At 61.2% G+C, this 25109-nt stretch carries 25 protein-coding genes; 8 read left to right on the top strand and 17 right to left on the bottom strand.

Annotated elements, in window-relative coordinates:
• Positions 1–22 precede the first annotated feature (22 nt).
• The 3 genes from Q0949_RS03695 to Q0949_RS03685 form a co-directional block, all read right to left on the bottom strand.
• Positions 23–784, bottom strand: a complete 762-nt coding sequence (locus Q0949_RS03695) for an ABC transporter permease (protein ID WP_299368742.1) — start codon at positions 782–784, stop codon at positions 23–25.
• The gene (locus Q0949_RS03690; protein ID WP_299368739.1) at positions 781–1719 is read right to left on the bottom strand and encodes an ABC transporter ATP-binding protein; all 939 of its coding nucleotides are present in this window, start codon (positions 1717–1719) and stop codon (positions 781–783) included. The genes Q0949_RS03695 and Q0949_RS03690 overlap by 4 nt, the downstream gene beginning before the upstream one ends.
• An 85-nt stretch (positions 1720–1804) precedes the next feature.
• Positions 1805–2323, bottom strand: a complete 519-nt coding sequence (locus Q0949_RS03685; protein WP_299368736.1) for a carbon monoxide dehydrogenase subunit G — start codon at positions 2321–2323, stop codon at positions 1805–1807.
• Between the two features lie 108 nt (positions 2324–2431).
• Between Q0949_RS03685 and Q0949_RS03680 the strand changes: the two genes are divergently transcribed.
• Positions 2432–3415: a DMT family transporter gene (locus Q0949_RS03680; protein ID WP_299368733.1), complete on the top strand. Its 984-nt coding sequence runs from the start codon at positions 2432–2434 to the stop codon at positions 3413–3415.
• A gap of 4 nt (positions 3416–3419) precedes the next feature.
• On the opposite strand, the gene Q0949_RS03675 is transcribed toward Q0949_RS03680, so the two are convergent.
• On the bottom strand, positions 3420–4385 hold the full coding sequence (locus Q0949_RS03675; RefSeq protein ID WP_299368731.1) for an NADPH:quinone oxidoreductase family protein: 966 nt from the start codon (positions 4383–4385) through the stop codon (positions 3420–3422).
• 249 nt (positions 4386–4634) lie between these two features.
• On the opposite strand from Q0949_RS03675, the gene Q0949_RS03670 reads away from it, so the two are divergent.
• The 6 genes from Q0949_RS03670 (at position 4635) to Q0949_RS03645 (ending at position 9062) form a co-directional block, all read left to right on the top strand.
• On the top strand, positions 4635–5129 hold the full coding sequence (locus Q0949_RS03670) for a nuclear transport factor 2 family protein (protein WP_299368728.1): 495 nt from the start codon (positions 4635–4637) through the stop codon (positions 5127–5129).
• Positions 5130–5180: 51 nt separating this feature from the next.
• Positions 5181–6062, top strand: coding sequence for an MBL fold metallo-hydrolase (locus Q0949_RS03665; protein ID WP_299368725.1), 882 nt, complete (start codon positions 5181–5183; stop codon positions 6060–6062).
• Positions 6063–6123: 61 nt separating this feature from the next.
• Positions 6124–6891 carry a nuclear transport factor 2 family protein gene (locus Q0949_RS03660; RefSeq protein WP_299368722.1) on the top strand — a complete coding sequence of 256 codons (768 nt, stop codon included), beginning with the start codon at positions 6124–6126 and terminating at the stop codon, positions 6889–6891.
• Between the two features lie 82 nt (positions 6892–6973).
• On the top strand, positions 6974–7858 hold the full coding sequence (locus tag Q0949_RS03655) for a LysR family transcriptional regulator (RefSeq protein WP_299368719.1): 885 nt from the start codon (positions 6974–6976) through the stop codon (positions 7856–7858).
• 190 nt (positions 7859–8048) lie between these two features.
• Positions 8049–8483, top strand: a complete 435-nt coding sequence (locus tag Q0949_RS03650; protein ID WP_299368716.1) for a hypothetical protein — start codon at positions 8049–8051, stop codon at positions 8481–8483.
• Between the two features lie 105 nt (positions 8484–8588).
• Positions 8589–9062, top strand: coding sequence for a DNA starvation/stationary phase protection protein (locus Q0949_RS03645; protein WP_299368713.1), 474 nt, complete (start codon positions 8589–8591; stop codon positions 9060–9062).
• 31 nt (positions 9063–9093) lie between these two features.
• Here the strand turns inward: Q0949_RS03645 and Q0949_RS03640 are convergent, their stop codons facing one another.
• The 4 genes from Q0949_RS03640 to Q0949_RS03625 form a co-directional block, all read right to left on the bottom strand.
• Positions 9094–9339: a DUF1289 domain-containing protein gene (locus tag Q0949_RS03640; RefSeq protein ID WP_299368710.1), complete on the bottom strand. Its 246-nt coding sequence runs from the start codon at positions 9337–9339 to the stop codon at positions 9094–9096.
• 76 nt (positions 9340–9415) lie between these two features.
• Positions 9416–9892: a hypothetical protein gene (locus Q0949_RS03635; protein ID WP_299368708.1), complete on the bottom strand. Its 477-nt coding sequence runs from the start codon at positions 9890–9892 to the stop codon at positions 9416–9418.
• Between the two features lie 2 nt (positions 9893–9894).
• Positions 9895–10071 (bottom strand): hemin uptake protein HemP, encoded by a 177-nt coding sequence (locus tag Q0949_RS03630; RefSeq protein WP_299369488.1) that lies wholly within the window; start codon positions 10069–10071, stop codon positions 9895–9897.
• Positions 10072–10237: 166 nt separating this feature from the next.
• Positions 10238–11236, bottom strand: a complete 999-nt coding sequence (locus Q0949_RS03625; RefSeq protein WP_299369486.1) for an extracellular solute-binding protein — start codon at positions 11234–11236, stop codon at positions 10238–10240.
• A gap of 346 nt (positions 11237–11582) precedes the next feature.
• Between Q0949_RS03625 and Q0949_RS03620 the strand changes: the two genes are divergently transcribed.
• The gene (locus Q0949_RS03620) at positions 11583–12827 is read left to right on the top strand and encodes a cation:proton antiporter (RefSeq protein ID WP_299368705.1); all 1245 of its coding nucleotides are present in this window, start codon (positions 11583–11585) and stop codon (positions 12825–12827) included.
• Here Q0949_RS03620 and cysG read toward each other — a convergent pair.
• The 9 genes from cysG to Q0949_RS03575 form a co-directional block, all read right to left on the bottom strand.
• Positions 12824–14227: a siroheme synthase CysG gene (gene cysG / locus Q0949_RS03615; RefSeq protein ID WP_299368703.1), complete on the bottom strand. Its 1404-nt coding sequence runs from the start codon at positions 14225–14227 to the stop codon at positions 12824–12826. The genes Q0949_RS03620 and cysG overlap by 4 nt on opposite strands.
• Entirely contained in the window at positions 14224–15159 is a 936-nt protein-coding gene (locus Q0949_RS03610; protein ID WP_299368700.1) for a glycosyl transferase family protein, read from the bottom strand. The genes cysG and Q0949_RS03610 overlap by 4 nt, the downstream gene beginning before the upstream one ends.
• On the bottom strand, positions 15156–17732 hold the full coding sequence (locus Q0949_RS03605) for a nitrate reductase (RefSeq protein WP_299368697.1): 2577 nt from the start codon (positions 17730–17732) through the stop codon (positions 15156–15158). Before Q0949_RS03605 ends, Q0949_RS03610 begins: the two co-directional genes overlap by 4 nt.
• Positions 17729–18064 (bottom strand): nitrite reductase small subunit NirD, encoded by a 336-nt coding sequence (nirD, locus tag Q0949_RS03600; RefSeq protein WP_299368694.1) that lies wholly within the window; start codon positions 18062–18064, stop codon positions 17729–17731. Before nirD ends, Q0949_RS03605 begins: the two co-directional genes overlap by 4 nt.
• Positions 18061–20487, bottom strand: coding sequence for a nitrite reductase large subunit NirB (gene nirB / locus Q0949_RS03595; RefSeq protein WP_299368691.1), 2427 nt, complete (start codon positions 20485–20487; stop codon positions 18061–18063). Before nirB ends, nirD begins: the two co-directional genes overlap by 4 nt.
• The gene (locus tag Q0949_RS03590) at positions 20484–20909 is read right to left on the bottom strand and encodes a globin family protein (RefSeq protein WP_299368688.1); all 426 of its coding nucleotides are present in this window, start codon (positions 20907–20909) and stop codon (positions 20484–20486) included. Before Q0949_RS03590 ends, nirB begins: the two co-directional genes overlap by 4 nt.
• Before the next feature lie 5 nt (positions 20910–20914).
• Entirely contained in the window at positions 20915–22579 is a 1665-nt protein-coding gene (locus Q0949_RS03585) for an ABC transporter ATP-binding protein (protein ID WP_299368685.1), read from the bottom strand.
• A 5-nt stretch (positions 22580–22584) separates the two neighbouring features.
• Positions 22585–23658 (bottom strand): ABC transporter permease, encoded by a 1074-nt coding sequence (locus tag Q0949_RS03580; protein ID WP_299368682.1) that lies wholly within the window; start codon positions 23656–23658, stop codon positions 22585–22587.
• Between the two features lie 77 nt (positions 23659–23735).
• Positions 23736–25106 carry a CmpA/NrtA family ABC transporter substrate-binding protein gene (locus Q0949_RS03575; protein ID WP_299368679.1) on the bottom strand — a complete coding sequence of 457 codons (1371 nt, stop codon included), beginning with the start codon at positions 25104–25106 and terminating at the stop codon, positions 23736–23738.
• Positions 25107–25109 lie beyond the last annotated feature (3 nt).

The raw sequence follows: 25109 nt of genomic DNA, 5'->3' as shown, positions 1-25109 counted from the left end.
AAACGAGTTATCTGCCGCTGCGTTATTGCCGAATGCGCCAGCCAGTTTTGAAGATCCACCAGACCGCCCCGAGACACAGCGCGGTGAACCCGGCAATCGCAAACAGCGACGTCGCGACCGGCACGTCGGACAGGCCAAAGAATGCCCAGCGAAAGCCCGAGATCAGGTAAACAACCGGATTGAACATCGAAATCGTCTGCCAGACCGGTGGCAGCATCGAGATCGAGTAGAAAGATCCGCCCAGAAACACCAGTGGCGTCACGATCAGCAGCGGGACCAGTTGCAACTGTTCGAAGCTGCCCGCCCATATACCGATGATGAACCCGAACAATGCAAAGCTGACGCAGGTCAGCACGAGGAACAGTACCATGGCTACGGGATGCGCGATCTGGATTTCGACAAAGAAAAACGACGTGATCAGGATGATAATCCCAATAAACAGTGCCTTTGTCGCCGCAGCACCGACATAGCCCATGACGATTTCCAGAAAATTGATCGGCGCGGACAGCAATTCGTAGATTGTGCCGATAAATTTCGGGAAATAGATCCCGAAGGACGCGTTCGAGATGCTTTGCGTCATCACCGTCAGCATGATCAGTCCGGGCACGATGAACGCGCCATAGCTGACCCCATCCACCTCCTCGATCCGGCTGCCGATGGCGGCACCGAACACCACGAAATAGAGCGAGGTGGACAGAACAGGCGACACGAGCGACTGTGCAATGGTCCGGAAAAACCGCGCCAATTCGAACACATAAATGGAGCTGATCGCTGACCAGTTCATGACGTACCCTCCCGATCCTTTTGCACCAGTGACACAAAGATATCCTCAAGGCTGGATTGCCGGGTCACCACGTCCCGCAATTGCAGACCCGCCGCGGATACGTCCGACAGCAGCTTGGTGATGCCTGTACGCTCGGCCCGGGTGTCGTAGCTGTAGACAAGCGTCCAGCCGTCGTCGCCCAGGCTCACGTCATAGGCGGCGAGGCTTTCCGGCACTTCATCCAGTTGCGCGGTCAGTTGGACGTCCAACTGCTTTTTGCCCATGCGCGCCATCAGGCTGTCCTTGTCTTCGACCAGCAGGATTTCCCCACCGCTGATGACACCGACCCGGTCGGCGATGGCCTCGGCCTCTTCGATATAATGCGTGGTGAGGATCGTGGTTACGCCATCGGCGCGCAACTGGTCGACGATGTCCCACATATCCTTGCGCAGTTCGACATCGACCCCGGCCGTGGGTTCGTCGAGGAACAGCACACGCGGCTCGTGCGCCAATGCCTTGGCGATCAGAACGCGGCGTTTCATCCCACCGGAAAGCTCCCGGATCTGATTGTCGCGCTTATCCCACAGAGACAGACGCCGCAGTATGTCCTCGACCACCGTGTCCTTGCGACCCTTGCCAAACAGCCCACGCGAGAAACGCACGGTGTTGATCACCCGCTCAAACGGTTCAAGTGCGATGTCCTGTGGTACGAGGCCAATAAGGCTGCGGGCCTGCCGGTAGTCCGTCAGGATGTCGTGGCCTGCAACGGTCACACTGCCCGAGGTCGGGCGCGTGATGCCGCAAATCGTTGAAATCAGTGTCGTCTTGCCCGCCCCGTTCGGGCCAAGCAGGGCGATAATCTCACCTTCGTTGATGTCCAGCGACACGCCTTTGAGCGCCTCGAAACCGCCATCATAGGCTTTGCGCAGGTCCTTGATGCTGAGAATGGGTGGCATGGGGTCTCCGGATTATTCGCGCGCACAGGTAGCCCGACAGCCGCGGCATCGCCAGCGCGCACGCGCACATTGCCATGTGCAGCTGTCAGTCTTTGCCAGTAAGGCGGCCCAGCCAACCCTTTTTGGCACCTTCGCCCTCGGGGGTGTCGTCGGCCGGTTCTGCCGGTCCCTCGAGCGTCTCCTGAAGGTTGGAAAAGAACTGGTCCGCCATCTTCTTGGCAAAGCCGTCGATGATCCGGCTGCCCAGTTGCGCCAGCTTGCCGCCCACCTTGGCCTCGACATCATAGCTGAGTTCAGTGCCACCGTCGGTAGCGGCCATGCGGACTTCGGCGCCGCCTTTGGCAAAACCGGCCGCGCCGCCCTTGCCTTCGCCCGTGATGGTAAGGCTCTGGTTCTCGACCATGTCCGACAGGGTCACCTGCCCTTTGAACGTCGCCTTGACCGGGCCCACCTTCTGGGTGACCGAGGCCTCGAACCCATCCTGCGGATTGCCTGTCACTTCGGTCGCTCCCGGCACACAAGCCTTGAGCACATCGGGGTTCAAAAGGGCGGCATAAACCTCTGCCGGGCTGGCAGCGATCTGGCGTGTATCGGACATCTGCATGAGAGCGTTCCCTTGGGTCTTGGCGTCGCCCCGTCTTACATCAGCCGAAGCATCTGCGCCACGCAGGAAATGTCGTGACACGCCAGAGCGACGTGATAGGGCTGAGGCATGACACAAACACGGCAAAATATCGCGGGGCTTGGCATCCTGTTTGTCCTGATCGGCGTGTTCTGCATTTCCATCAATGATCTGCTGATCAAGCAGCTGTCGGGGGGATACCCACTGCACCAGATCGTGTTTGCGCGGTCGGCTCTGGGCATTCTGGTCACGCTGATCATCGTACAGTTCGAGGGGGGGTGGGGCATCCTGCGCACACGGCACCCGTGGGCGCATGCCCTGCGCGGGTTGTTGATCGTGATCGCGAACATGACGTTCTTTCTGGCGCTTGCCGTCCTGCCGCTAGCGGATGCGACGGCGCTGTTCTTTGCTGCACCCCTGTTCATCACGCTGTTGTCGATCCCGATCCTCGGCGAAAAGGTGGGCCCCCTGCGACTGACGGCGGTGGCGGTGGGGTTTGCGGGCGTCATCATCATGCAGCGCCCCTGGGCCGACGCCAGCACGCTGGAGGTCAGCCGCCTTGTCCTGATGCTGCCGGTCTTGTCGGCGCTGACCTATGCGCTGAACCAGCTGATGACCCGCAAATTGGGCGTAGAGAGCAAAGCCAGCGCGATGGCCGTCTATATCCAGGGCACATTCATCATTGTGTCGCTGCTTTTCTTTGCGGTCGCGGGCGATGGACGTTTCGCCGACGGCGCGACCAACGGATCGGTGGTCTTTTTGTTGCGCGCATGGGTCTGGCCTGCGGATTCAGATCTTTGGGTATTCATCGGGCTGGGCGTCAATTCCGCTGTGATCGGGTATTGCCTCAGCCAAGCCTACAGGCTGGCGGACGCAGCGACGATCGCGCCGTTCGAATATATCGGGCTGCCGCTGGCCGTGGTCTGGGGATTTGTCGTGTTTGGTGATCTGCCCGTCATCGAGGTCTGGATCGGCATTGCGCTGATCCTTGGCGCGGGCCTGTTCGTGTTCCTGCGCGAACGGCAAAAGGCACGGACGGCCCACCGCCGCCCTATTCGCGGCCGGAACGGCTAAGCGGTCAGACGTCGACCTGGATCACGACCTTGCCGGTGGCCTTGCGCGTGCGCAACAGGTCCAGCCCTTCGTTGGCCTGCGCCAGCCGCAGGACATGGCTGACATGGGGCTTGAGCTTGCCTTCGGCATACCAGTCAAACAGGATGGCAAAGCTGTCGGTCAGTACGCGCGGGTTCACGCGGGTGTAGCCGCCCCAGTAAAAGCCCAGAACGGACAGGTTCTTGACCAGCAGATAGTTGGCAGCAATCTGCGGCACCGTGCCCGAGGCAAAACCTAGCGGCAAAAGGCGTGCTTCTGGGTTGCAGGCGCGCAAGGCTGCGTCGAACAAATCACCGCCCACCGGATCATAGACCACGTCCGCACCGCCCAGCGCCTTGACGTCGGCCTTGAGATCGCAGGTTTCACTGTCCAGCAAGTGATCGGCCCCGGCCTTGGCCGCGATCTTGAGCTTGTCAGCGCCGCGTGCGCAGGCGATCACCTCCGCCCCCATCAGCTTGCCCAGTTCAACCGCTGTCAGCCCCACACCGCCTGACGCACCGAGGACCAGCAACCGCTCACCCGGTTTCAGATGCGCCTTGTAATCCAGCGCCACATGGCTGGTGCCATAGGCCACGAGAAAGGCGGCGGCGTCGATTTCGGTCATGGCGTCCGGGATCGGCACACAGATGTCAGCTGGCAGCGCCGCATATTCACCCAGGCCGCCGAACCCCGCATAGGCTGCAACGCGCTGGCCCACGCTCAGATGCGCCACGCCGTCGCCAAGCGCTTCAATCGTGCCACACATCTCCATGCCGATGGTAGCGGGCAGCGCGGGTTTTTCCTGATAGGTGCCCTTGACGATCAGCGTGTCACCAAAGTTCAACCCGCAGGTGTGGACCCGGATCAGAACCTCGCCCGGTTGGGGGCTGGGTGTATCAATGTCGCGCAGCTCCAAAGGTTGGCCGAGAGCGGTGACTTGCATGGCGCGCATGATGTGATCCTTCTGTGGTTGGGAACCCGGTGCTAATGCACGACGCCATATCCGATTTGGACTGGCCGGAACAGCGCGCCGTTGCGGCGCAAAATGCCGCGCTTGCCGACCGTACAAATGGATCTCTGTTCACCCAAGGCGAACAGTCCAATCTGGATAACAAAGGTTATCCGGAACACCGGCCCTCCCTACCTTTCGCTGCAACACTGCGGGCGCGCCCGCTTGAACACTCAGCGAAAGGAACGTGACATGCACCGAAGAACAGCACTCAAGGCGACGGCAGCTGCCGCATTGGCCACACTGGTGGCACAATCGGCCGCGGCACAGGACTTGGACGCCACCAGCCAGGCGTCCTTTGACACGGTGATGGCGTTCATGGGGGCCATGGGGAGTGGCGACATGGACAGCATGGCCGCCCTGATGGCCGATGACATGGTCTGGCACAACGAAGGCGATCCCGCCTTGCCCTGGATTGGGGAAACCCGCGGCAAGCAGGAGATTTTCAAGTTTCTTGGCATCTTCTCCGAGAACTTCCAGACCACGCTTTGGGAAAACACGGATGCCTTCGCGTCCGGCGATACGGTGGCCGTTTTCGGCCGCATGAACGGCATCACGACGAAATCCGGTCAGGAAATCGGTCCTTTCACCTTTGCCCTGCGCGCCAAGGTCAAAGAAGGGCAAGTCGTCCTCTGGAATTGGTTCGAAGACAGCTTTGCCGTCAGCCAAGCCTATCACGGGCGTTGATCGAGCACAGGCACGCACACCACGCACGCAACACCAGACAAGGACCCGTCCATGACACACGCATTGAACCGCCGCCAGTTGATCAAAGGCGCCGCATTGACGGCCGGCGCCATTGCGTTGATCCGGGGCGGACTGACCCCCACGCCCGCCGCTGCTCAAGGAGAGATGCCCGCAGGGACGGTCGTGTCCTTCGCCAAGGCTGGCGTGACGTTTCACACCTATGTGTCACCCGCGCAGACGGTAAACGTGACCAGTCATGTGATCGAGTTGGGCGACCAACTGCTGGTCGTTGACGCGACAATGCTGCCGCCGACCGCGGCAGAGGTCGCGGCCCTGATCGCCTCGACCGGCAAACCGGTGCACACTGCCTATGTCAGCCACGAACATCCCGACCACTGGGGCGGCGTATCGACACTGGCAGACCTCGCGTTCAGAACGCTGCCCGGCATCCGCGAGGGCCTGCGGGCAGAGGCGACCAGGGGCGATTTCCCGACGCCCACGTCTCTTTTGACCGGCACTGATCTGGAGCTGGGCACAACGGAGATTGGCGGGGTCGCGGTCGAGTTTCGTGCCTATGACAACGCCGAAGCACCGCAGACAATCGTTGCCGTGTTGCCCGAACAGAAGGTCGCGGTGGTGCAGGACCTTGTCTATAACGGCGTCTATTTCGCGCCCGGCGTGGATCGGCAAAACTGGATTGCCACGCTCAAAACGTTGCGGGACGATCCCTCTTTCGAGACCCTGCTCGTCGGGCACGGATTGCCGACAAGCCGCGGCGAACTGGACACCGCAATCGCATATCTCGAAGTGTTTGACGCGGCATGGAACGCTGGCGACACGCCCGATGCGGTCAAGCAGGTGATGATGGACGCATATCCCGGATATGACGGCGCGTTTCTGCTGAGTCTGATCGAGCCCTACTGGGACAAGTGACGCAATTTGCGGCCCGGACCCTTCGGGTCGCACCGCATCACATCAAAGACAGGAGACCGCCATGGGTCAGGGACTGGAGAATGTCCGCCGTATCTATCTGGAAGGTATCGCGGGCGGCAACGCGCGTGAGGCGGTGCACGCCTATACCGGTCATCGCTACACGCAACACTCGACCGGCGTGGGCGATGGTGCCAAAGGTTTCCTTGCCTTCTTTGAACCCTTCGTGGCCCGCAACCCCAAGCGGGAGATCGAAATCGTCCGCATCTTTGAAGACGGCCCATGGGTGTTCTGTAGCGCATATCAGTCGCTCAATGACGGCGCGGCCAAGTGGGTCACCATGGACATGTTCTACACCGATGCCGATGGGTTGATCCTTGAGCATTGGGATACCATTGCCCCATACGTGGCCGAATCTGTGTCGGGCGAGGACATGGTTGGCGGCGCGCGCAACGTGGATCTTGGCGCTGATACCCGGGCAAACAAGGCGTTGGTTCTGGAATACACCAAACAAGTACGCCAAGGCGGCAACCTGGCAAAACTGGACAAGTTCGTGGCAAAAGACCTGGTGCAACACAGTGCCGCGATCGCCAGCGGTCGCGATGGATTGGACGTGTGGTTGCGGTCCGAGACGTGCGGCGCATACGAGATGCTGTTCCGCCTGATTGGGCAAGGGGATTTGGTCGCGACCTACGGCAAACGCCACGCCTGCGGAAAGTATATCGCGGTCTTCGATCTCTACCGTGTGGCAGGCGGCCGGATTGTTGAGCATTGGATGAACGAAGAAGAGATCGCGCCGCGGGCGGATTGGGGCAATTCGGGCAAGTTTTGACGCCTGAAAAGGGTCGTCGGCCTGCCGTGCATGTTCGGAAATTCCGAGCTATGGTCGGCAAATATGTCGGCAGAGGCGACAAATGATCAACAAGCTCCGCAGTATCGCGATTTTTTCGACCGTGGTTGACCAGGGCACATTCCGGGCGGCGGCGACACATCTCGGGCTGGCCCCGTCACGGGTCAGCGAGGTGGTGTCGGAGCTTGAAAAAGACCTAGGGGTCACGTTGCTCTACCGCTCCACCCGCCAGTTGTCGCTGACGCACGAAGGGCAACAATTGCATGCGCGGGCGCTGGAAATGCTGCGCGCCGCAGAGGACGGACTGGATGCCGTCAGCCAGACCTCTTCAGAACCCGCAGGCGCGTTGCGTGTCACTGCACCCGCCTACACCACGCAAACTGCACTGATGGACACGATTGCAGGCTTTGCCAAACGCTATCCGAAGATTGATCTGAGCTTTGATTTTTCTGACAAACCGCGCGAGTTGATCCGCGACGGGTTTGATGTCGGTATTCGCGCCGGGTGGTTGAAAGACAGCGAACTTCTGACGCGCAATATCGGCCATGCGGACCGTCTGGTTGTGGCACACCCCGATTACATTGCGGCGCGCGGCTTGCCGGAACACCCCAGCGATCTGGAAAGATGGGATTGGGTAAGGTTTTCGCTGCGCCCCGCCACCACGGAAATGACATCGAAGACGGGCGAAGTCGCCACGGTGCTTGGCCAGTCCAGTTTTGCCGTCAATTCGGCGGATGCGCTGTATGAATTTGCAACGCGCGGGTTGGGGGTAACGGTCATCCCCGAAAACATGGCGCATCGCGGTATTGAGCGCGGCGACCTCCAACACCTATTGCCGGAGTGGACCGTCAAGCCTCTCGGTTTGCATGCCGTCTGGCCGAACCGCACCGAACGGCAGAGCGTGACACAGTTGTTCGTGCGGTACTTGGCAGAGCACGGTGAACACTGATCTGCCTTGACCGGGACCAGAGGTGGGTGCCGGTTACGACCGCTCGATTACAATTCGGCCAGACAGTTTTCGATCACAGGCGTTTGACCGCTATCCGCACCAACCCTATTGATCCAGAGGAAATACCTTATAGATATAGTCAGAAATATGATGGCCATCACGCTGCCATCCACGCCGGAATGGACCACGAATGCCCGCTTCGATCTTGGCACTGTATCACGACGCTGCGACGCAACCGTGTCCATCGAATGATGTTACGGAACACCGCGCCCTGCTCAATCAGTTGCGTGTGACCGGCCTGCGGTGCCGGGTTGCCGCACATACGGACCTGATTGAGGCTTGCGCGCTCCTGACACTTGAGGGGGAAGAGGCGCAACGGACCTATTTGGGAACACTGGTCAAATGTCTGCCGGATGCCTTGGGTCGCAGGTGCATTTGGCACACGCCCGGCACTCAGGAACTGTCGTTTGACGAAGCATGGTTCGTGCAGTGCATCACATCCATTCGAAAGAACGACACAGACAGCATCGAATTCCTGCTGCGTTCGCGTATTGTCGCCGCGGATCGGCGTTATATCGGCTTTCTTTTGGCGCAGATCAGCGACCAGACCGCTAAGTTAGAATAATTCTAAAAAACTGTTGGCATTTCGCGCTGGCATCCTATTTTATGGATGCAAGCCAGCAAGCCTTACGCCAGCTCGCCGAAACCGCACAAACTTCGAGGTGAGTACATGACTCAGACAGCCGCCGCGTTGACCACGGACGCACGCACCGCAATTGGCGACGCATTGAACCAATCCGTCGCGGAAACCGCAGTGACCACCATGCTGGCGCAGAATTTCCATTGGAACGTCAAGGGTATGGCCTTTGGCCCCTTGCATGACCTGTTCCAGAAAATCTACGAAGACCATTTTATCGCCCAAGACGATCTGGCCGAACGCATTCGGGCGCTCGACATCCATGCCGAAGGCACGCTGGCAGGTATGCTCAAACGGTCGAAAGTCCGCGAACATGACGGACACGCCACAGATCAGGAGATGATCAAGGCCATGCAGGATGCGCAGGAGACGCTTGCCGCGACGCTGGCAGGATGTGGCGCGTTGGCCGCGGAACATGGTGACACACTGACCGAAGACCTGTGCATCGCGCGCGGGCAGGAGCACGAGAAATTCGCCTGGTTCCTGCGCGCGCATCTTGCGGGCTGATCAAGGCCTGAGTTGTTTACGGAAATCGCGGTCAGAGGATCTGCTCGGCCGCGATTTTCCGTTTGGCGAGTTTCTTGCGATAGGCCCGGTCCCAGTGGGCGTACTTACCCATGCGCGCCTGTTGCGCAGTCAGCATCTGTACAAAGGCGGCGCGATGACTGTCTTTTTTCAGCCCCTTGAACAATGATTTTTGCGCCTTGCTCATGGAACAGCCAATGCAATGGCCTTCGCGCTTGAACTTGCACACATCGATGCAGGGGCTGGGGGTCTTTGGCACGGCTGGTTCCTTTGTCGGCCTTTGAACTGGTATGCCACCCGCAAGATTTCAACAGATCGGCAAGCGGTGCGACGATTTAGTGAAGCGGCGTGCGCGGTCGGTCGCCCGCCTCATCTGCAACCGGGGTCGCGACATCAGAGATATGGCGGGTGGCGACACCCACCTGAGCGGCCATCAGAGCAACACGTTCCGCATGGGCCGGCAGCACAACCAATGCAGCCACCATGGCCGCATCGTGAATGTCACCCGCACTTGCCGCCCGGACGATATGCAGAAAGACTGCCTCATCCGCACCGAGGCACGCGCACTCAACATGATGGCGCACAAGTGTCCGGCGTGCATAGGTCGACAGGGTGGCGATAAGGTCCTCGAACACATGAATATGTGCGCCTGCCGTACCGCGTGGCAGGGTCAGTGCAAATCGGTTCCAGACTTGTGCCCGCCCGTCCGGCCCCTGACACCAGAGACGCAAATCGTGGATCAGCGCCTGTTCCCATGCTGCCAGCATCGATAGGTCGCCAACCGCAACGCCACCGTTGTTTTTCAGGTGCATCGTCATTTCGTCAGGATCAGTTTGCCAGCGCGCGTGATGCGCAACAGATAGGTTTGCCCATCGAGGATCAACCGCGCCTGATCTCCGCCCTGAACGATGTCGCGGACATCATAGGCAGGCAGTTCGACCGGCGCTGCAACGGTAGAGGGCAGAGGTGAAATCCCCTCGCCGTTCGTCATCGATCGCCCCATGCCGGGCCGCGATGTTGCATAGGTCTGTGTCATCTTTGCCTCCGGGGGTGTGGGGTCCGGGCTGGCCCATGTGGGTTGGCTGGGAAGACAATGAAATCGTGGCGATGTCCTCGTTCCGGACGGGCGGCTCCGGCCGCCCGTCCGAGTGGTCGGCTTACTTCCAGCCGACGTCGTTGAAGATCTGCTGGGCCAATGGCACGTTCTTGGCCACCGCGCTCAGGTTCACCGCATCGGGGCGGAACAGACCAAGTGCCGCAACAGACGGGCTGAGTGCCACACCCGGCACAGCCGGGTATTCATCGTTGCCGGCTGAGAAATACTGCTGCGCCTGATCGGAGGCGAGGTATTCCAGGAACAGGACCGCGTTGTCCTTGTTCGGCGCATGGGCCGCCACACCGCCACCCGACAGGTTCATATGTGCTCCTTCGGCGTTTTGCGCGGGGAACACCCAGCCGATGTTTTCGCGTGCGTCGGCAGGCAGGCCACTGACATCACGCCGGATCGCACGGGCAAAATAGTAGGTGTTGGAAATCGAGATGTCACATTCCCCCGACACCAATCCGCGAAGCTGATCCGTGTCGCCACCCTGCGGGTCACGGGCAAAGTTGTCGACAACACCCTGTGCCCACGCTTTGGCGGCCTCGGCACCGTGGTTTTCAATCACCGCGGCCAACAGGGTCTGGGAATAGACGTTGGTCGACGACCGGTGACACACCATACCCTTGTAGGCGGGATCCGCCAGATCGACATAGGACTGGGGTGGCGTTTCAACGTCTGCCTTGTCGTAGAAGATAATGCGCGCACGCTGGCTAAACCCGAACCACTGGTTGTCGCTGTCCTGAAGGCCATCGGGCACCCGCGTTTCCAGCACGTCACTGTTGATGGATTGCAAAACGCCCGCATCTTTGGCCCGTTCCAGGCGCGACGTATCGACCGTCAGCAGGATGTCCGCCGGAGAGTTCGCACCCTCGGCCTGCATCCGCGCGATCAGTTCGTCCGCTTTGCCTTCGATGCGGTTGATGGTGATGCCGGTCGCATCCGTGAAATCGGAATAGAGCCGCTCATCAGTGTCATAATGGCGCGAGGAATAGAGGTTAAGCTCGCCCTCAGCTGTGGCGGCGACGGGACCGAAGGCCACCAATGCAGTGGTCATGGAAGCAGTCAGGATTGAGACAGAACGTGACATCGTCACTCCTTGAGAGTTGTTTACTAAAACACTCAGATAACATTTTCACTGGAGCGTCAACCTTTCTGATTGTTTTTGTCAGGAAATATTTTGGCGTGGCCGTTCCGATTGGATTCATACAAGTCACCCCCGGACTGCCCCCCCTGACACCGACCCGCCAAAGGGCGTGCCCGCGCGACATCCTTCACGTGATTGCGAAGGTCACCTGCCAGATAAGCCTTTGGGGTCCGCGTGCGGCCTGTATAGGGTCGGCGCGACCAGAGATGCGGTGCGTCACGCGACCTGCACCGACACCAAAAGACAGGACTACGCGATGTTGGGCTTCTTTCTTGTTTGCGCGCTTGCCGCCACGTTCACGATGGTGGCCCATCGTCTCGCGTCGACCGTGGTGACCCCACCGATGATCTTTCTCGGACTTGGCGCGATCCTGTCGGTCGCGGGATTGATCGAAGTGGATCTGGCCGAAACACTGTTGCACCCGGTGGCGGAAATCACGCTGGTTGTCTTGCTGTTTCTCGATGCGTCGCAGATCGATTTGCGGGCCCTGCGGCACCAACATGTGTGGCCCATGCGGATGCTGTTGATCGGGCTGCCACTGGCGCTGGTTTTTGGCACCGTTGCAGGGGCACTGATCCTGCCCGGCTGGCCTCTGGTGGCGGTGGCTCTCGCCGCGGCCATACTTGCACCGACCGATGCGGCGTTGGGTCAGGCGGTTGTGTCGAACCCGGCTGTTCCGGATCGCGCGCGCCGGGCGCTGACCGTGGAAAGCGGGCTGAACGATGGTCTGGCCCTGCCTGCGGTCCTCTTTTTTGCCAGCATGATCGCGGCCTCGGAGGCGACCGGCGCCACCAATTGGCTCGCTTTTGCAACTGCCCAGATCCTGCTGGGTCCCATCGCCGGGGCCGCCGTGGGTGCTGCGGGCGGGTGCGTGCTACTGCTGGCCAAAAAGCATAACACGACGTCAGAACCCTACGAGGGTGTCGGCGCGCTTGCGCTGGCCGGGGCCGCGTATCTTGGCGCGACGCTGATAGGCGGCAACGGGTTCATCTCTGCATTTGTCGCAGGCCTTGCCTTTGGCGCGGTGGTCAAGGGCGCTTGTGCCTTTGTCTACGAATTCACGGAAAGCGAGGGGCAGCTTCTTGCATGGTCTGCGTTCCTGTTGTTGGGCGCCGCCATCGTGCCCGAAGCAATTGCACATCTCAGCTGGCCGATGTTCGCGCTGATCATGGTCAGCCTGTTTGTCATACGCCCACTTGCCATCTGGGTGTCGCTTATCGGCACAGACGCGTCTTTGCGTACGCGCATCTTCTTTGGCTGGTTTGGCCCGCGCGGCCTGGCCACGGCGTTGTTCGCGCTGCTTGTGGTTGATCAGATCGTTCATGACTTTGCCGAACCGATCCTGCATCTGGCGGTAAATGCCGTCTGGATCAGCGCCTTGTTGCACGGGCTGACTGCAGCGCCTGCCGCCCGATGGTACGGATCACGCGAAGCAGGCATGGCCCCTATTGATGCGTCGGCCAAACCTCTGGTGACCAAGATCGGCGCGCAAAACGATTAGGACGAAACTGCAGCCAAGCGCATGGGCGGTATAGTCTGCGATTGTGCCTCGGTATGTGACCAGCGCAGGAACAACATCGCCTCGCCCGTGATCTCGTGGGCGACCAGCGCGCTTTCCAGATCCGCCAGCGGACAGGTGACAACAATCTGCCCCTTGCGCTGCGCCTTGGCAACGATCTGCACCTCGAACGGCATGCCGGGGTGATCCGTTTCCAACCGCGTTCTGATCTGCGCTGCCGCACCAACGGCCATGTAGAGGGCAACGCAGGTGCCGGGCCGTATGTCCTTGATCGGGCTCGGGACGGTATAGCCGTCGCGCAAGTGGCCGGTTGTCAGAACGAGCGTGTCGATGTTGCCCCTGTCGGTCAGGCTGTGGCCGACGCTCGCGGCGGCGGCACAGGCGGCGGTCACGCCCGGCACGACCTCAACCGAGATATCGGCAGCGCGCAGCGCGTCCAGTTCTTCGGTGCTGCGCCCGAAGACACCCGGGTCCCCGCATTTCAACCGCACCACGCGCTGGCCCCGCTGCGCCGCTGCGACCAGCGATCGGGTGATCTTTTCCTGTGGCCAGCTATGGCAGCCGGGTGCCTTACCGACATAGATCCGCTCGGCGTCGCGCCGCGCCAATTCGAGAATTTCGGGATCAAGCAGGCGGTCATAGTAAATCACATCGGCCTCTTGCAGCCGTTGAACGCCGCGCAGGGTGATCAGGTCCTTTGCCCCCGGCCCTGCCCCGACCAAGGCAACGCTGCCGCCAGTGGCGGTGCCGATTTCGCCTGTATCAATCGCCGCTTTGATCAAACGCGCCGCCTCGCGTTCGGCACCTGTCGCAAACATCTGCCGCGGGCTGTCGTTGAACACCCATCGCCACAGATCGCGGCGGGTGCGCGGCCCAAGGCGCGCCGCAGCCATATGCCGCAACCGTCCCGCCAACGCGGCCAGGTCACCAAGGCGCGGCTCCAGCATCTCTTCGACCTTGGTCTTGATCTGACGTGCCAGAACAGGTGCAGTTCCTTCGGTGCCGATGGCCACGACCACAGGATCGCGGTCTACAATCGATGGCGTGATGGCATCGCAGAGCGCGGGCTGATCCACCACATTCACAATCGCGCCCGCCTCCTTGGCAAGCGCATGCAGCGCCATATCCGCACCGGGACACCCCGTCGCCACAAAGACCAGTGCACTACCGGAACACGCCGCAGGCGTCACCGGACCCATCAAATGCGCCACGCGCCCCTTCTGGACCAAATCGACCAATTCGGGATCAAGCGTTGGCGTCCAGATCTCGATCTGCGCCTCGGTTTTGAGGATCAGCCGCGCCTTTTGCGCCGCTTGTTCTCCGCCACCGATGATCATCACCCGGCGGCCGGCCATTTGCAGGAACATGGGAAAGGTTTTCATGCGGACAGGCTTTCTGTTTGATGTCTTTGTTCCCACAGCTGCCGAGCCATAATTTCGGCGTCCGTCAGGGTTGGTGCGGCCTTGAGCGCCCACAGGGCAACCGCCGCCGTGCCCTTGATCGTCGCAATCGCAAACGGATCGCTGTCCGCGCCGAACCAAAGGGCGCGCAGGTCAACTGGCGCGCCCGGCTCGTGCAAACGGCGCGTGTCATGGGCAATGGGCTCAGCGGGTTCCTGAATATGTGCGCCGTCGCGTAGACCGAACACAGTGATTGTCTTGGACGGGTGACGTTCGAATTCTCCGCCGCCCCCCTTGATGATGCACAGTGCCTGTTGTCCCAACATCTGGGCCGCCTGCGCTTGCAGACTTCGATACGATGGATGAAACACGCCTTGCACGCTCAACGCCGCGCCAGAGGGGTTCCACATGCGCAGGACCGTATTGATGCACGAGCGGAGCCCGAACGTGTCCCGCAGGTTCAACAGAGCAAAGGCGGCCGGGCTCAGGTCTTCGAGCGCGGTATAGGTCACATTTGGCCCGGCCAGTTCCACGGCCTCGCGCACGGACGCTGCCGTGGATTGGTGCGAATTCCAGCCGTGCATCGACACCCGGTATCCCGCCCGCCCCACCAGCCGCGCGGCGAGCAGGAACAGAGGCGCACCCCGGCTGCGGCCCGCGGCGTATGACGGCCAGTCGATATCCGCGCGCGGCAGGTGCCCGTCGACATGACCGCGCAGGGCAGCGGTGAACCCGGCAATCTCCTCCGGTGTCTCGCCACGCAACCGCAGAACCATAAGCAACGCGCCCACCGCCTCCGGGGCCGCATCACCTTTCAGGATCAGGGTCATGGCCTCTTGCGCTTCGGCCATGGTCAGAGATCGCGCGCGCCCTTTGCCGCGCGCCACGATCTGGACAAAGGGTGCGAGCGTCATTCGGCGGCCATGGGCAGAGCGGCACCGGCCAAGAGCGCTGTGAGTTCGGGCTTGCAGGACCCGCAATTGGTGCCCGCGCACGTCACCTCGCCCAGCGCGGCGACACTGTTTGCGCCCTTGGCAGCGGCGGCCAACAACGTATTACGGCCTACGTTGAAACAGGCGCAGACGATGGGGCCTGCATCAGGCTGATCAGACGCAGCATGTCCTGCGAGCGCCGCGAGCGGTGGCGTCTGCGTGCCGATCAGGCCGACAGTGGCGTTGCGCGACAGGACCACGGGCTGGTGTGCCGCAAAAAAGAGTGCCGTGATCACGCCATCCTCGACAAAGGCCACACGCGCCGTGCCTGTCGCCCGATCCGTTTGCAGGCAGGCATCACCTGCAACACCGCCGCAGAGCGCACGCGCTTCGGCCTCCCAATCGGAGGGCAGTCTGCTGCCCGCCACTTCGGCTTGCCAGCCTGTTTGCGTGCGGGAAACGGCAGAATATGGCGTCTGTGGCTGCGGCGCAGATCGCGATGCGAGGTATCCATACCATTTCGCATGGAATATCTCGGCCTCTGCCGGGGTGGATTTCAAAGCGGGCTGGCCGGACACCGGATCCGTCACCGGCGCCGTGACCGCGTTGACCGCGCCCAATGTCGTCCGCTGCCGGGTCCAGTGCATCGGCGCAAAGAGGTGTCCCTCGGCCACACGCGGCGTGATCAGCGCCCGCAAGATCGCCCGACCGAAACTGCTTTGGACACGCAGCAACGCACCGGGACCTGCGCCAAGTGCGGCCGCATCCGCCGGGTGGATTTCGACGTAAGGTTCCGCCAGATGCGGCCCTAGGCGCGGCGATTTGCCGGTGCGCGTCATCGTGTGCCACTGGTCACGGTTGCGACCCGTGTTCAGCAAAAAACGTGGTTGCGACAAGATCGGCGGTGTCACGGCAACCATGCGCGCCTTTCCGTCCGGGTGATAGAAAGCCCCGTCTGCAAAGAACCGTCGGCCATCGCGAGGCCATTGGGTCGGGATCAACGCGGCATAATCGGCGTCGGCAAAGATGCTCAGATCAAGATCGCGGGGGAATTTCGAGACCGCCGCATCCAGAGCGACGTATTCGGCGAATACATCCGCCGGCGTGTCATAGGCAAATGCATCCCCAAACCCCATCCGTGCGGCGACATCGCTGATGATGCGCCAATCGGGACGCGCGGCGCCGGGCGCGGGCAGGAACGCGCGCTGTCGCGACACCCGGCGCTCCGAATTTGTGACGGTGCCGTTCTTTTCGCCCCAGCCAACGGCGGGTAAAAGGACATGGGCCAAATCGTTCGTGTCGGTGCGTTCCATGATGTCGGAAGTGACAACGAAAGGGACGTTCGCAATGGCCGCCGCGACACCATCCGCGTCCGGCAGGGACACGGCGGGGTTCGTTGACATGACCCACAGCGCCTTGATCTGCCCATTGGCGCAGGCTTCGAACAGGTCCACGGCTTTCAGGCCGGGCTGCGTGCAGATCGTCGGGCTTTCCCAGAAATCCTGCACCGCGTCTCGGTGATCCGCGTTGCCCAGTTCCAGATGGTTGGCCAGCATATTGGCCAGACCACCCACCTCGCGCCCGCCCATCGCGTTGGGTTGTCCCGTCACCGAAAACGGCCCCATGCCCGGTTTGCCGATACGGCCCGTTGCCAGATGGCAATTCAGGATGGCGTTGACCTTGTCGGTGCCGCACGCAGACTGATTCACGCCTTGGGAATAGACGGTCACGACCCTCTCGGTGCTGGACCAAAGGGCATAGAACGCTGCAAGGTCCTGTCCCGACAGGCCGGTGTCAGCCGTGTCCGTCGCGCGGGCGGCGGCGACGGCCTCTGCCATCCCGTTGACATGTTGGGCGACAAATGCCTCGTCGACCACCTGCGCTTCGACCAAATGCGCGAGCAAACCGTTAAACAGTGCGCTGTCACCATCGGGCGCAATTTGCAGGTGCATGTCGGCAATGTCGGTCGTCGCCGTGTGGCGCGGATCGACATTGATGATCCGCATTTTGGGCCGCTTGTCCTTGGCCGCTGCGATCCGCTGGTAAAGCACGGGGTGGCACCACGCGAGGTTGGAGCCCACAAGGACGATCAGGTCCGCCTCTTCGAGATCTTCATAGGTGCCGGGCACGGTATCAGTGCCAAAGGCGCGCTTGTGCCCAGCCACTGACGACGCCATGCACAGCCGAGAATTCGTATCGATATTGGCCGAACCGATGAACCCTTTCATCAGCTTGTTGGCGACGTAGTAATCCTCGGTCAGCAGCTGGCCGGAGGCATAAAAGGCCACGCTGTCCGGCCCATGTTCCGCGATGGCCGCACTGAATTTCTGTGCCACGAGATCAAGCGCGCTGTCCCAATCGGCGGTCTTGCCATGCACTTTGGGATGCAGAAGCCGCCCCTCAAGGTCAATCGTCTCGCCCAGCGCGGCCCCCTTGGAGCAGAGCCGCCCATAGTTTGCCGGATGATCCGGATCGCCCTTGATCGTACCATCCGCACCCGCCAGCACCCCGCAGCCAACGCCGCAATAGGGGCATGTGGTCCGGGTCAGGCTCATGCGGCGGCCCGTGCGCGCAGCAATGCGCGATCCAGCAGGATTCGCCCGTCTGAAACCCGCGCGGGATAGGTCGCAACCTGCCCCTCATCCGCGCCTTGTGCCGCGCCTGTTTCCAGTGAGATCACCCAGTTGTGCAGCGGGCAGGTCACGGATTTGCCGTGTACGATCCCCTCGGCCAGTGGGCCGGCCTTGTGCGGACAGGCATTGTCGAGCGCAAAAACCTCGTCCTCTGCTGTGCGGAACACGGCAACGCAGCCCATCGCGGTCTTGACCATGCGCGCACCACGGCGCGGTACGTCTTCCAGCGGTGCGATGTCGATCCAATCGGTCATTCTGCGGCCTCCAACGTCAGATTGGCCAAGGGCTGATAGCGGTCCGCCTTGGTCTGGGCGTGTTCCGCCCACGGATCCTTGCGATAAATCGTCTGGCTCAGTTCGAACCGGTCGACCAGCGCGTCACGCTCGGTCTCGATGCGGTCCTTGATCCAGTCGAGCCCGACCTTGCCCATCCATTTGTAGATGCGATCAAGGTACTTGGCGTTTTCACGATAAAGCTGCGTGACCGCCTTGATCACACCGATGGCCTCTTGTTCGGTGGCGACCTGCACCAGCAGTTCGGTTTCGCGGACATCCATGCCCGCAGCACCGCCGATGCTGACCTGATACCCGCTGTCGACGCAGATCACGCCGATATCCTTGCACGTCGCTTCGGCACAGTTGCGCGGGCATCCCGACACGGCCAGCTTGAGCTTGTGCGGGGTCCATGACCCCCACAGCTCTTTCTCCAGCTTGATGCCAAGGCCTGTGCTGTCTTGCGTGCCAAACCGGCAGTGATCCGTACCGACGCAGGTTTTCACCGTGCGCAACCCTTTGGAGTAGGCGTGCCCAGACACCATGCCAGCGGCGTTCAGATCGGCCCAGATGTCAGGCAGATCCTCGCCCTTGACCCCCAGCAGGTCGATCCGCTGTCCACCCGTGACCTTGACGGTGCGCACCATGTACTTGTCCGCCGCATCCGCGATGGCCCGCAATTCGTCCGGCGTCGTGATCCCGCCCCACATGCGCGGCACCACGCTGAACGTGCCATCCTTCTGGATGTTGGCGTGCTTGCGTTCGTTGATGAACCGGCTTTGCGGATCGTCCTTGTATTCCAGCGGCCAGTCGGCCAGCAGGTAAAAGTTCAATGCCGGGCGGCACACATGACACCCGCACGAGGTTTTCCAGCCGCATTCCTGCCAGACGGCGGGCATCGATGTCAGCTTTTGCGACTTGATCATCCGCCGCACATCTTCGTGGGTCATGTCGGTGCAGCCGCAGACTGACGCCGCCGTCGGCATGACAAAGTCATCGCCAAGGCTGACGGCCAGAACCTGTTCGACCAGCCCGGTGCAGGTGCCGCAGGACCCCGATGCCTTGGTGGTTGCCCGCACAGCGCCCAGATCAGCAGCGCCCGCCGCGATCGCGTCTTCGATTTCACCTTTGCAGATTCCGTTGCAGCCGCAGATCTCCGCGTCACGCGGTAAGGCTGCAACAGCTGCTAAAGGGTCCAGGGGGGTCCCCCCTTGATAGGCCGGTCCGAAGATCAGCGTTTCGCGCATCTCGGCAATATCCGTCTTGTCTCGGATCAGGCCAAAGAACCAGTTGCTGTCGGCCGTGTCGCCATACATCACCGCCCCCTTGACCACATTGTTCTCGATCACGAGGCGTCGGTAGACACCGCGCGCGGGATCGCGGAAAACGATGTCCTCGCGCCCCTCGCCATCGGCAAAGTCACCCGCGCTGAACAGATCACACCCCGTGACCTTGAGCTTGGTCGAAAGCTCCTTTTGGACAAAGCGTGCCTCGGCGCCCATCAGCGTCTGCGCCGCGACCTTCGCCTGGTCGTAGAGCGGCGCCACAAGGCCAAAGATCGCGCCGTCGTGTTCAACGCATTCCCCAACGGCCAACACGTCCGGATCGGACGTCACCATCTGATCGTCGACATGGATACCCTTGCCCACAGCCAACCCACTAGCTTGGGCCAGTCCGACGTTAGGACGGATCCCCACAGCCATCACGAGCAGATCGCAGGGCAATTCAGTACCGTCATCCAAGAGCAGCGCCCGCACGTGCCCGTCCTCGCCAAGGATCTCCTTGGAGTTGGCCGAGCATTTGACCGTAATCCCCTTGTCAACGAGCGCCTTGCGCAGCAGATAGCCCGCCGCCTCGTCCAGCTGACGTTCCATAAGGTGGCCCATGATGTGCACCACCGTGACGTCCACACCGCGCGCCGCCATGCCTGCCGCGGCCTCAAGACCCAAGAGGCCCCCACCTATGACGACGCACTTGTTGTCGGGACCCAGATCCATCATGCGCTGCGTGTCTTCGAGATCGCGGTAGGCGATGACACCCTCCAGGTCATGACCGGGCAGCGGGATCATGAACGGGTTCGACCCGGTGCCAAAGATCAGCTTGTCATAGGCCAGGACATCACCGTTGTCGGCTTTGACCGTCTTGGCCACGCGGTCGATTTCCGCGATCCTTTCCCCGAAGCGGCAGGTCACACCGTTGGCTTCGTACCACGCGGCGTCATGGGTTACGATTTCGTCATAGGTTTTTTCCCCTGACAGGACGGGCGACAGCATGATGCGGTTGTAGTTGCCGCGCGGCTCTGCGTTGAAAAGGGTGACGTTCACGTCGGCGCTAGCGTCAAAGAGATGCTCAAGCACCCGTCCCGACGCCATGCCCGCGCCAATCACGATGATGTTCTGCGTCATTGCGCTGTCTCCATGTCAGGGTAAGCAGCCGCGATCATGACACCGGACAGGGTGCCATAGGCCGTTTCCCACGCACCCTTGGTTTCGGGCGTGAAATCGTCGCCGAGCCCCTTTTCCAACGTATCAAGCAGGGCGGCGCCCACGCTGGCGTAGTGGCCAGGCTCGACGCCATAGTCGATGTGCTGGACCGCCAACTGCTGCGCGACCGGCACGATCTTGTCGAGGTCGCGCAATCCGTTCACAACTACGCCCAGCGTTGCCATCAGCTTTGCGCCCTGCTCGGTCATGTCGCCCTTGAACAGCGGCTTGACGTCGGGTGCGATTTCAAAAAGGCGGTCATAGAAGATTTCCGCCGCGGCGTCCTTGATCGGGACGACCTTGGCGAAACTGTTCTGCACCGCTGTGATGTCTTCGGGTGTCATGGCGGTTACTCCGCTGCGATGGCTTTGGGTTTTGACTTGGGCGTGGCGCCCTTCTCGTATTCCTCGAGGAAATCGAGCACTTCCTGCCGGTAGGCGTAGTAATCGGGATGTTCGAGCAGCGCCTTTCGGGTGCGCGGGCGCGGCAGGTCGACATCCGTGATCTTGCCGATTGTCGCCTGTGGCCCGTTGGTCATCATCACCACGCGGTCGGCCAGCAGGATCGCCTCGTCCACATCGTGGGTCACGCAAATGGCTGTGACCTTGGTGCGCGACCAGACCTCCATCAGGACTTCTTGCAGCTCCCAACGCGTCAGGCTGTCGAGCATCCCGAACGGTTCATCGAGCAGCAGCAGTTTCGGCGAAAGTGCAAAGGCGCGGGCAATGCCGACACGCTGCTTCATGCCGTTGGACAGGCTCGCTGCGCCCTTGTCCATGCTGTCCGCCAGACCGACGCGTTCGAGGTAGTATTCGACCACGTCCTGCCGCTCGGCCTGACTGGCCTTGGGATAGACCTTGTCGACACCGATGGCGACGTTCTCCTTGGCGGTAAGCCACGGGAACAGGTTGGGCGATTGGAAGACAACCGCGCGCTCGGGGTCTGCGCCCTCGACGTTCCAGCCATCCAGCCGGATCGCCCCTTTGGAAATCGGATTCAGCCCTGCGGCCATGGTCAACACCGTCGACTTGCCGCAACCCGAGTGTCCAATCAGCGAGATGAACTCGCCCTTGTTGATCTTGAGATCGAAGTTTTCGACCACAGTGAGCGGACCCTTGGGCGTCGGGTACACCTTGTCGAGTTGCGAGAAGTTCAGGAACTTCTCTTCGATGGATCCTTCCTGAGCGCGCGCAACAGCCGTCGGCACACCGTGGATCGGCGTGACATTGGGCAAGATGCGGGATCCTTCGACCTTGGCCGCGATGCCTACGTCCATCAGGTAGTTGGTAACCTGCCCGCGCAGGGCCTTGAACGTCGCATCATTGTTCATTGCGATGCGATCACGCGGGCGTTGGATATCGACCTTGAACTCGTCGCCCAGCGTGCCGTCGGGGTTCAGGGCGATGATACGGTCGGCGAGGATAATGGCCTCGTCCACATCGTTGGTGATCAGAACGCAGGTTTTCTTGTCCGCGTCCCAGATCCCCTCGATCTCGTCCGCCAGATTGGCGCGTGTCAGTGCATCAAGCGCCGACAGCGGTTCATCCAGCAGCAGCATCTCCGGATCCATCGCCAGCGCACGGGCCACGTTCACCCGTTGCCGCATCCCCCCCGACAGTTCCGCAGGACGCCGACTGGCGGCATGTGACAGGCCCACCATGCTGACATAGTGATCAACCTTGGCGGCGCGCTCTGCTTTGGACAAGTCGGGGAACATCGTGTCCACCGCCAGCGCCACGTTGCCGTTGACCGTCAACCAGGGCATCAGAGAATAGCTCTGGAAAATCACGCCGCGTTCGCGCCCCGGCTCTGTCACCGGCGCACCTTTGAAGGTGACCGCGCCCTTGGTGGGCATTTCCAGACCGGCCATCAGGTTGATCAGCGTCGTTTTGCCGGTCCCTGAAAAGCCGAGGATCACCAGAAACTCACCTTCGGCAACGCTCAGGTCGATGTCCCGCAAAACCGGCGTGTCGCCATAGCTTTTCGAGACGTTCTTGAATTCGAGAAAGCTCATCTGGATCACCGGTTGTTTGTGAAGGTGAACATGGATTGCAGCGCGTACATCACCCGGTCGAGCAGGAAGCCGATGATGCCGATAGTGAACACCGCGACCATGATGCGGGCCAGAGATTGCGAGCTGCCGTTCTGGAATTCATCCCAGACGAATTTGCCGAGGCCGGGGTTCTGCGCCAGCATCTCCGCCGCGATCAGCACCATCCAGCCCACGCCCAGCGACAGGCGCAGACCGGTAAAGATCAATGGCAAGGCAGAGGGCAGGACAAGCTTGGTGATCTTTGTATAGGTGTTCATCTTCAGCACGCGGCTGACACTGACGAGGTCCTTGTCGATCGAGCTCACGCCAAGTGCGGTGTTGATCAGCGTGGGCCACAGCGAACACAGCGTGACAGTGATGGCAGAGACAAGGAAAGACTTGGAAAACAGCCCGTCATTGGTGGCGTAAACCGCCGAAACGATCATCGTGACGATGGGCAGCCACGCCAGCGGCGAGACCGGTTTGAAAATCTGGATCAACGGGTTCAGTGCCGCATTGGCCGTGGCCGACAGCCCTGCTGCGATCCCCAGTGGAATGGCCACGATGGAGGCGATCAGAAAGCCGAAGAATACAGTTTTGATGGAGGTCCAGATCTGGTCGTAATAAGTGGGCTTGCCGGTATAGACACGGTTGCGCACCGCATCGGGCCTGCCGTCGGCGATGGCCTTGGCATTGCGCGTGTCCTGACGTTCGTAGAACGCGGCTTCGCGCTCTTTCTCGCGGATGTAATCCGCATGCAATGTGCCGACCTGTTCCCAGACCTGCACCGGTCCGGGCACCGCGCCCAGCGACGTCTGCACTTTGGGCGCGAGAGTGCCCCAGGCCACGAGGAACACGAGGATCGACAGCAAGGGCACGCCCAGCTGACGCCAGATTTCCTTGCCTTGTGCCTTGGGGGCGTCGCCAGCGGCCGCGCGCAAAACGGGCGTCATCCATCCCAATCCCAGCACCTGGAACCAGGCATCTGCCTTGTTGATACGGGCAAAGCGCCGCGCGCGGCGGGCTTCGATGTCGAGTGTATTCGGATCAATCGCGGTCATGTCAGATGTCCAATAGATGCTGCCAATGTCGGGAAAAGAGACAGGGCACCGCGCATGAGCGGTGCCCTGTTCTGCGATCAGCCGTCGACGCCGTCGCCAACCACCGTCTGGCCGGATTTCAGGCCGATGGGCAGGCTGTCGATATAGGCGTTGGGCGTGCGGCCGTCATAGGCAATGCCGTCGATGATGTCGGCCGCCGGTGTCGGTGCCTTGAACCCATCGCTGTCCCAAGGGAAGTCTGCCTCGTTCGCCATGCCGTCATCCACCAGCATACGGGCTGCACTCAGATAGATGTCGGGCCGGTACACGTCCGCGGCCACGTCAAAGAACCACTGGTCGGTCTTTGTCTCGTCGATCTGGCCCCAGCGGCGCATCTGCGTCAGGTACCAGATCGCGTCGGAATAGTAGGGATAGGTGGCGTTGTAACGGAAGAACACGTTGAAGTCGGGCGCGGGACGGACATCCCCCTTTTCAAACTCGAAGAACCCGGTCATCGAATTTGCGATCACCTCGGCGTCGGCACCCACATATTCGGGGCGCGACAGCATCTGAACGGCCTCTTCGCGGTTGGCGTTGTCGTTCTCGTCCAGCCAGATGGCCGCACGGATCAGTGCCTTGGTCAGGGCGAGTGTGGTGTTCGGGTTTTCCTCGGCGAACTCTGCCGTGATGCCAAACACTTTCTCGGGGTTGTTCTTCCACATGTCATAGTCGGTGATGACCGGCACGCCGATGCCCTTGAACACCGCCTGTTGGTTCCATGGCTCGCCCACGGCGTAGCCATAGATCGTGCCAGCTTCCATGGTGGCGGGCATCTGCGGCGGGGGTGTCACGGACAAAAGGACATCCGCACCGATCTGACCCGATATATCCTGCGGGCTGTAGTATCCCGGCTGCAGGCCACCCGCCGCCAGCCAGTAACGGATTTCGTAGTTGTGGGTCGACACCGGGAACACCATGCCCATGTTGAAAGGCTGGCCCTGGTCCTTGTACTCTTCGACCACCGGCACCAACGCCTCGGCGCTGATCGGGTGCTGCGGACGGCCATCGTCCATCAACGGCACATTGGGGCGCATCTGGTCCCAGATCTCGTTCGACACGGTGATCGCGTTACCGTTCAGGTCCATGGAGAAGGGCGTGATGATGTGCGCCTCGGTGCCATACCCGATCGTGGCCGCAAGGGGTTGGCCCGCCAACATATGCGCGCCGTCCAACTCGCCCGAGATTACACCGTCCAGCAACACTTTCCAGTTGGCTTGCGCCTCGAGGGTGACGAACAGACCTTCGTCTTCGAAAAACCCAAGCTCATAGGCCACAGCCAGCGGCGCCATGTCCGTCAGCTTGATAAAACCAAGCGTCAGGTCTTCTTTCTCCAGCTCGAGAAACTCGGCCGAGGCCGTTGTTCCCAGGAATGTCGTTGTCGCCAGGATGGCCGCCAATGTGTATTTCATCTG

Source organism: uncultured Tateyamaria sp., assembly GCF_947487805.1.
Taxonomy (GTDB): Bacteria; Pseudomonadota; Alphaproteobacteria; order Rhodobacterales; family Rhodobacteraceae; genus Tateyamaria.
The sequence above is the reverse complement of the archived record's forward strand: the minus strand, read 5'-3'. Positions and strand labels throughout refer to the sequence as shown.

What these genes read in the sequence shown, in the direction of transcription:
- cysG (WP_299368703.1), bottom strand. Translation starts at nt 14,227, where the DNA reads ATGAAAACCTTTCCCATGTTCCTGCAAATGGCCGGCCGCCGGGTGATG.
- Q0949_RS03645 (WP_299368713.1), top strand. Translation starts at nt 8,589, where the DNA reads ATGACTCAGACAGCCGCCGCGTTGACCACGGACGCACGCACCGCAATT.
- Q0949_RS03675 (WP_299368731.1), bottom strand. Translation starts at nt 4,385, where the DNA reads ATGCGCGCCATGCAAGTCACCGCTCTCGGCCAACCTTTGGAGCTGCGC.
- Q0949_RS03650 (WP_299368716.1), top strand. Translation starts at nt 8,049, where the DNA reads ATGCCCGCTTCGATCTTGGCACTGTATCACGACGCTGCGACGCAACCG.
- Q0949_RS03590 (WP_299368688.1), bottom strand. Translation starts at nt 20,909, where the DNA reads ATGACACCCGAAGACATCACAGCGGTGCAGAACAGTTTCGCCAAGGTC.
- Q0949_RS03580 (WP_299368682.1), bottom strand. Translation starts at nt 23,658, where the DNA reads ATGACCGCGATTGATCCGAATACACTCGACATCGAAGCCCGCCGCGCG.
- Q0949_RS03625 (WP_299369486.1), bottom strand. Translation starts at nt 11,236, where the DNA reads ATGACCACTGCATTGGTGGCCTTCGGTCCCGTCGCCGCCACAGCTGAG.
- nirD (WP_299368694.1), bottom strand. Translation starts at nt 18,064, where the DNA reads ATGACCGATTGGATCGACATCGCACCGCTGGAAGACGTACCGCGCCGT.
- Q0949_RS03585 (WP_299368685.1), bottom strand. Translation starts at nt 22,579, where the DNA reads ATGAGCTTTCTCGAATTCAAGAACGTCTCGAAAAGCTATGGCGACACG.
- Q0949_RS03685 (WP_299368736.1), bottom strand. Translation starts at nt 2,323, where the DNA reads ATGCAGATGTCCGATACACGCCAGATCGCTGCCAGCCCGGCAGAGGTT.
- Q0949_RS03635 (WP_299368708.1), bottom strand. Translation starts at nt 9,892, where the DNA reads ATGCACCTGAAAAACAACGGTGGCGTTGCGGTTGGCGACCTATCGATG.
- Q0949_RS03655 (WP_299368719.1), top strand. Translation starts at nt 6,974, where the DNA reads ATGATCAACAAGCTCCGCAGTATCGCGATTTTTTCGACCGTGGTTGAC.
- Q0949_RS03620 (WP_299368705.1), top strand. Translation starts at nt 11,583, where the DNA reads ATGTTGGGCTTCTTTCTTGTTTGCGCGCTTGCCGCCACGTTCACGATG.
- Q0949_RS03665 (WP_299368725.1), top strand. Translation starts at nt 5,181, where the DNA reads ATGACACACGCATTGAACCGCCGCCAGTTGATCAAAGGCGCCGCATTG.
- nirB (WP_299368691.1), bottom strand. Translation starts at nt 20,487, where the DNA reads ATGACGCAGAACATCATCGTGATTGGCGCGGGCATGGCGTCGGGACGG.
- Q0949_RS03575 (WP_299368679.1), bottom strand. Translation starts at nt 25,106, where the DNA reads ATGAAATACACATTGGCGGCCATCCTGGCGACAACGACATTCCTGGGA.
- Q0949_RS03695 (WP_299368742.1), bottom strand. Translation starts at nt 784, where the DNA reads ATGAACTGGTCAGCGATCAGCTCCATTTATGTGTTCGAATTGGCGCGG.
- Q0949_RS03605 (WP_299368697.1), bottom strand. Translation starts at nt 17,732, where the DNA reads ATGAGCCTGACCCGGACCACATGCCCCTATTGCGGCGTTGGCTGCGGG.
- Q0949_RS03690 (WP_299368739.1), bottom strand. Translation starts at nt 1,719, where the DNA reads ATGCCACCCATTCTCAGCATCAAGGACCTGCGCAAAGCCTATGATGGC.
- Q0949_RS03630 (WP_299369488.1), bottom strand. Translation starts at nt 10,071, where the DNA reads ATGACGAACGGCGAGGGGATTTCACCTCTGCCCTCTACCGTTGCAGCG.
- Q0949_RS03670 (WP_299368728.1), top strand. Translation starts at nt 4,635, where the DNA reads ATGCACCGAAGAACAGCACTCAAGGCGACGGCAGCTGCCGCATTGGCC.
- Q0949_RS03660 (WP_299368722.1), top strand. Translation starts at nt 6,124, where the DNA reads ATGGGTCAGGGACTGGAGAATGTCCGCCGTATCTATCTGGAAGGTATC.
- Q0949_RS03610 (WP_299368700.1), bottom strand. Translation starts at nt 15,159, where the DNA reads ATGACGCTCGCACCCTTTGTCCAGATCGTGGCGCGCGGCAAAGGGCGC.
- Q0949_RS03680 (WP_299368733.1), top strand. Translation starts at nt 2,432, where the DNA reads ATGACACAAACACGGCAAAATATCGCGGGGCTTGGCATCCTGTTTGTC.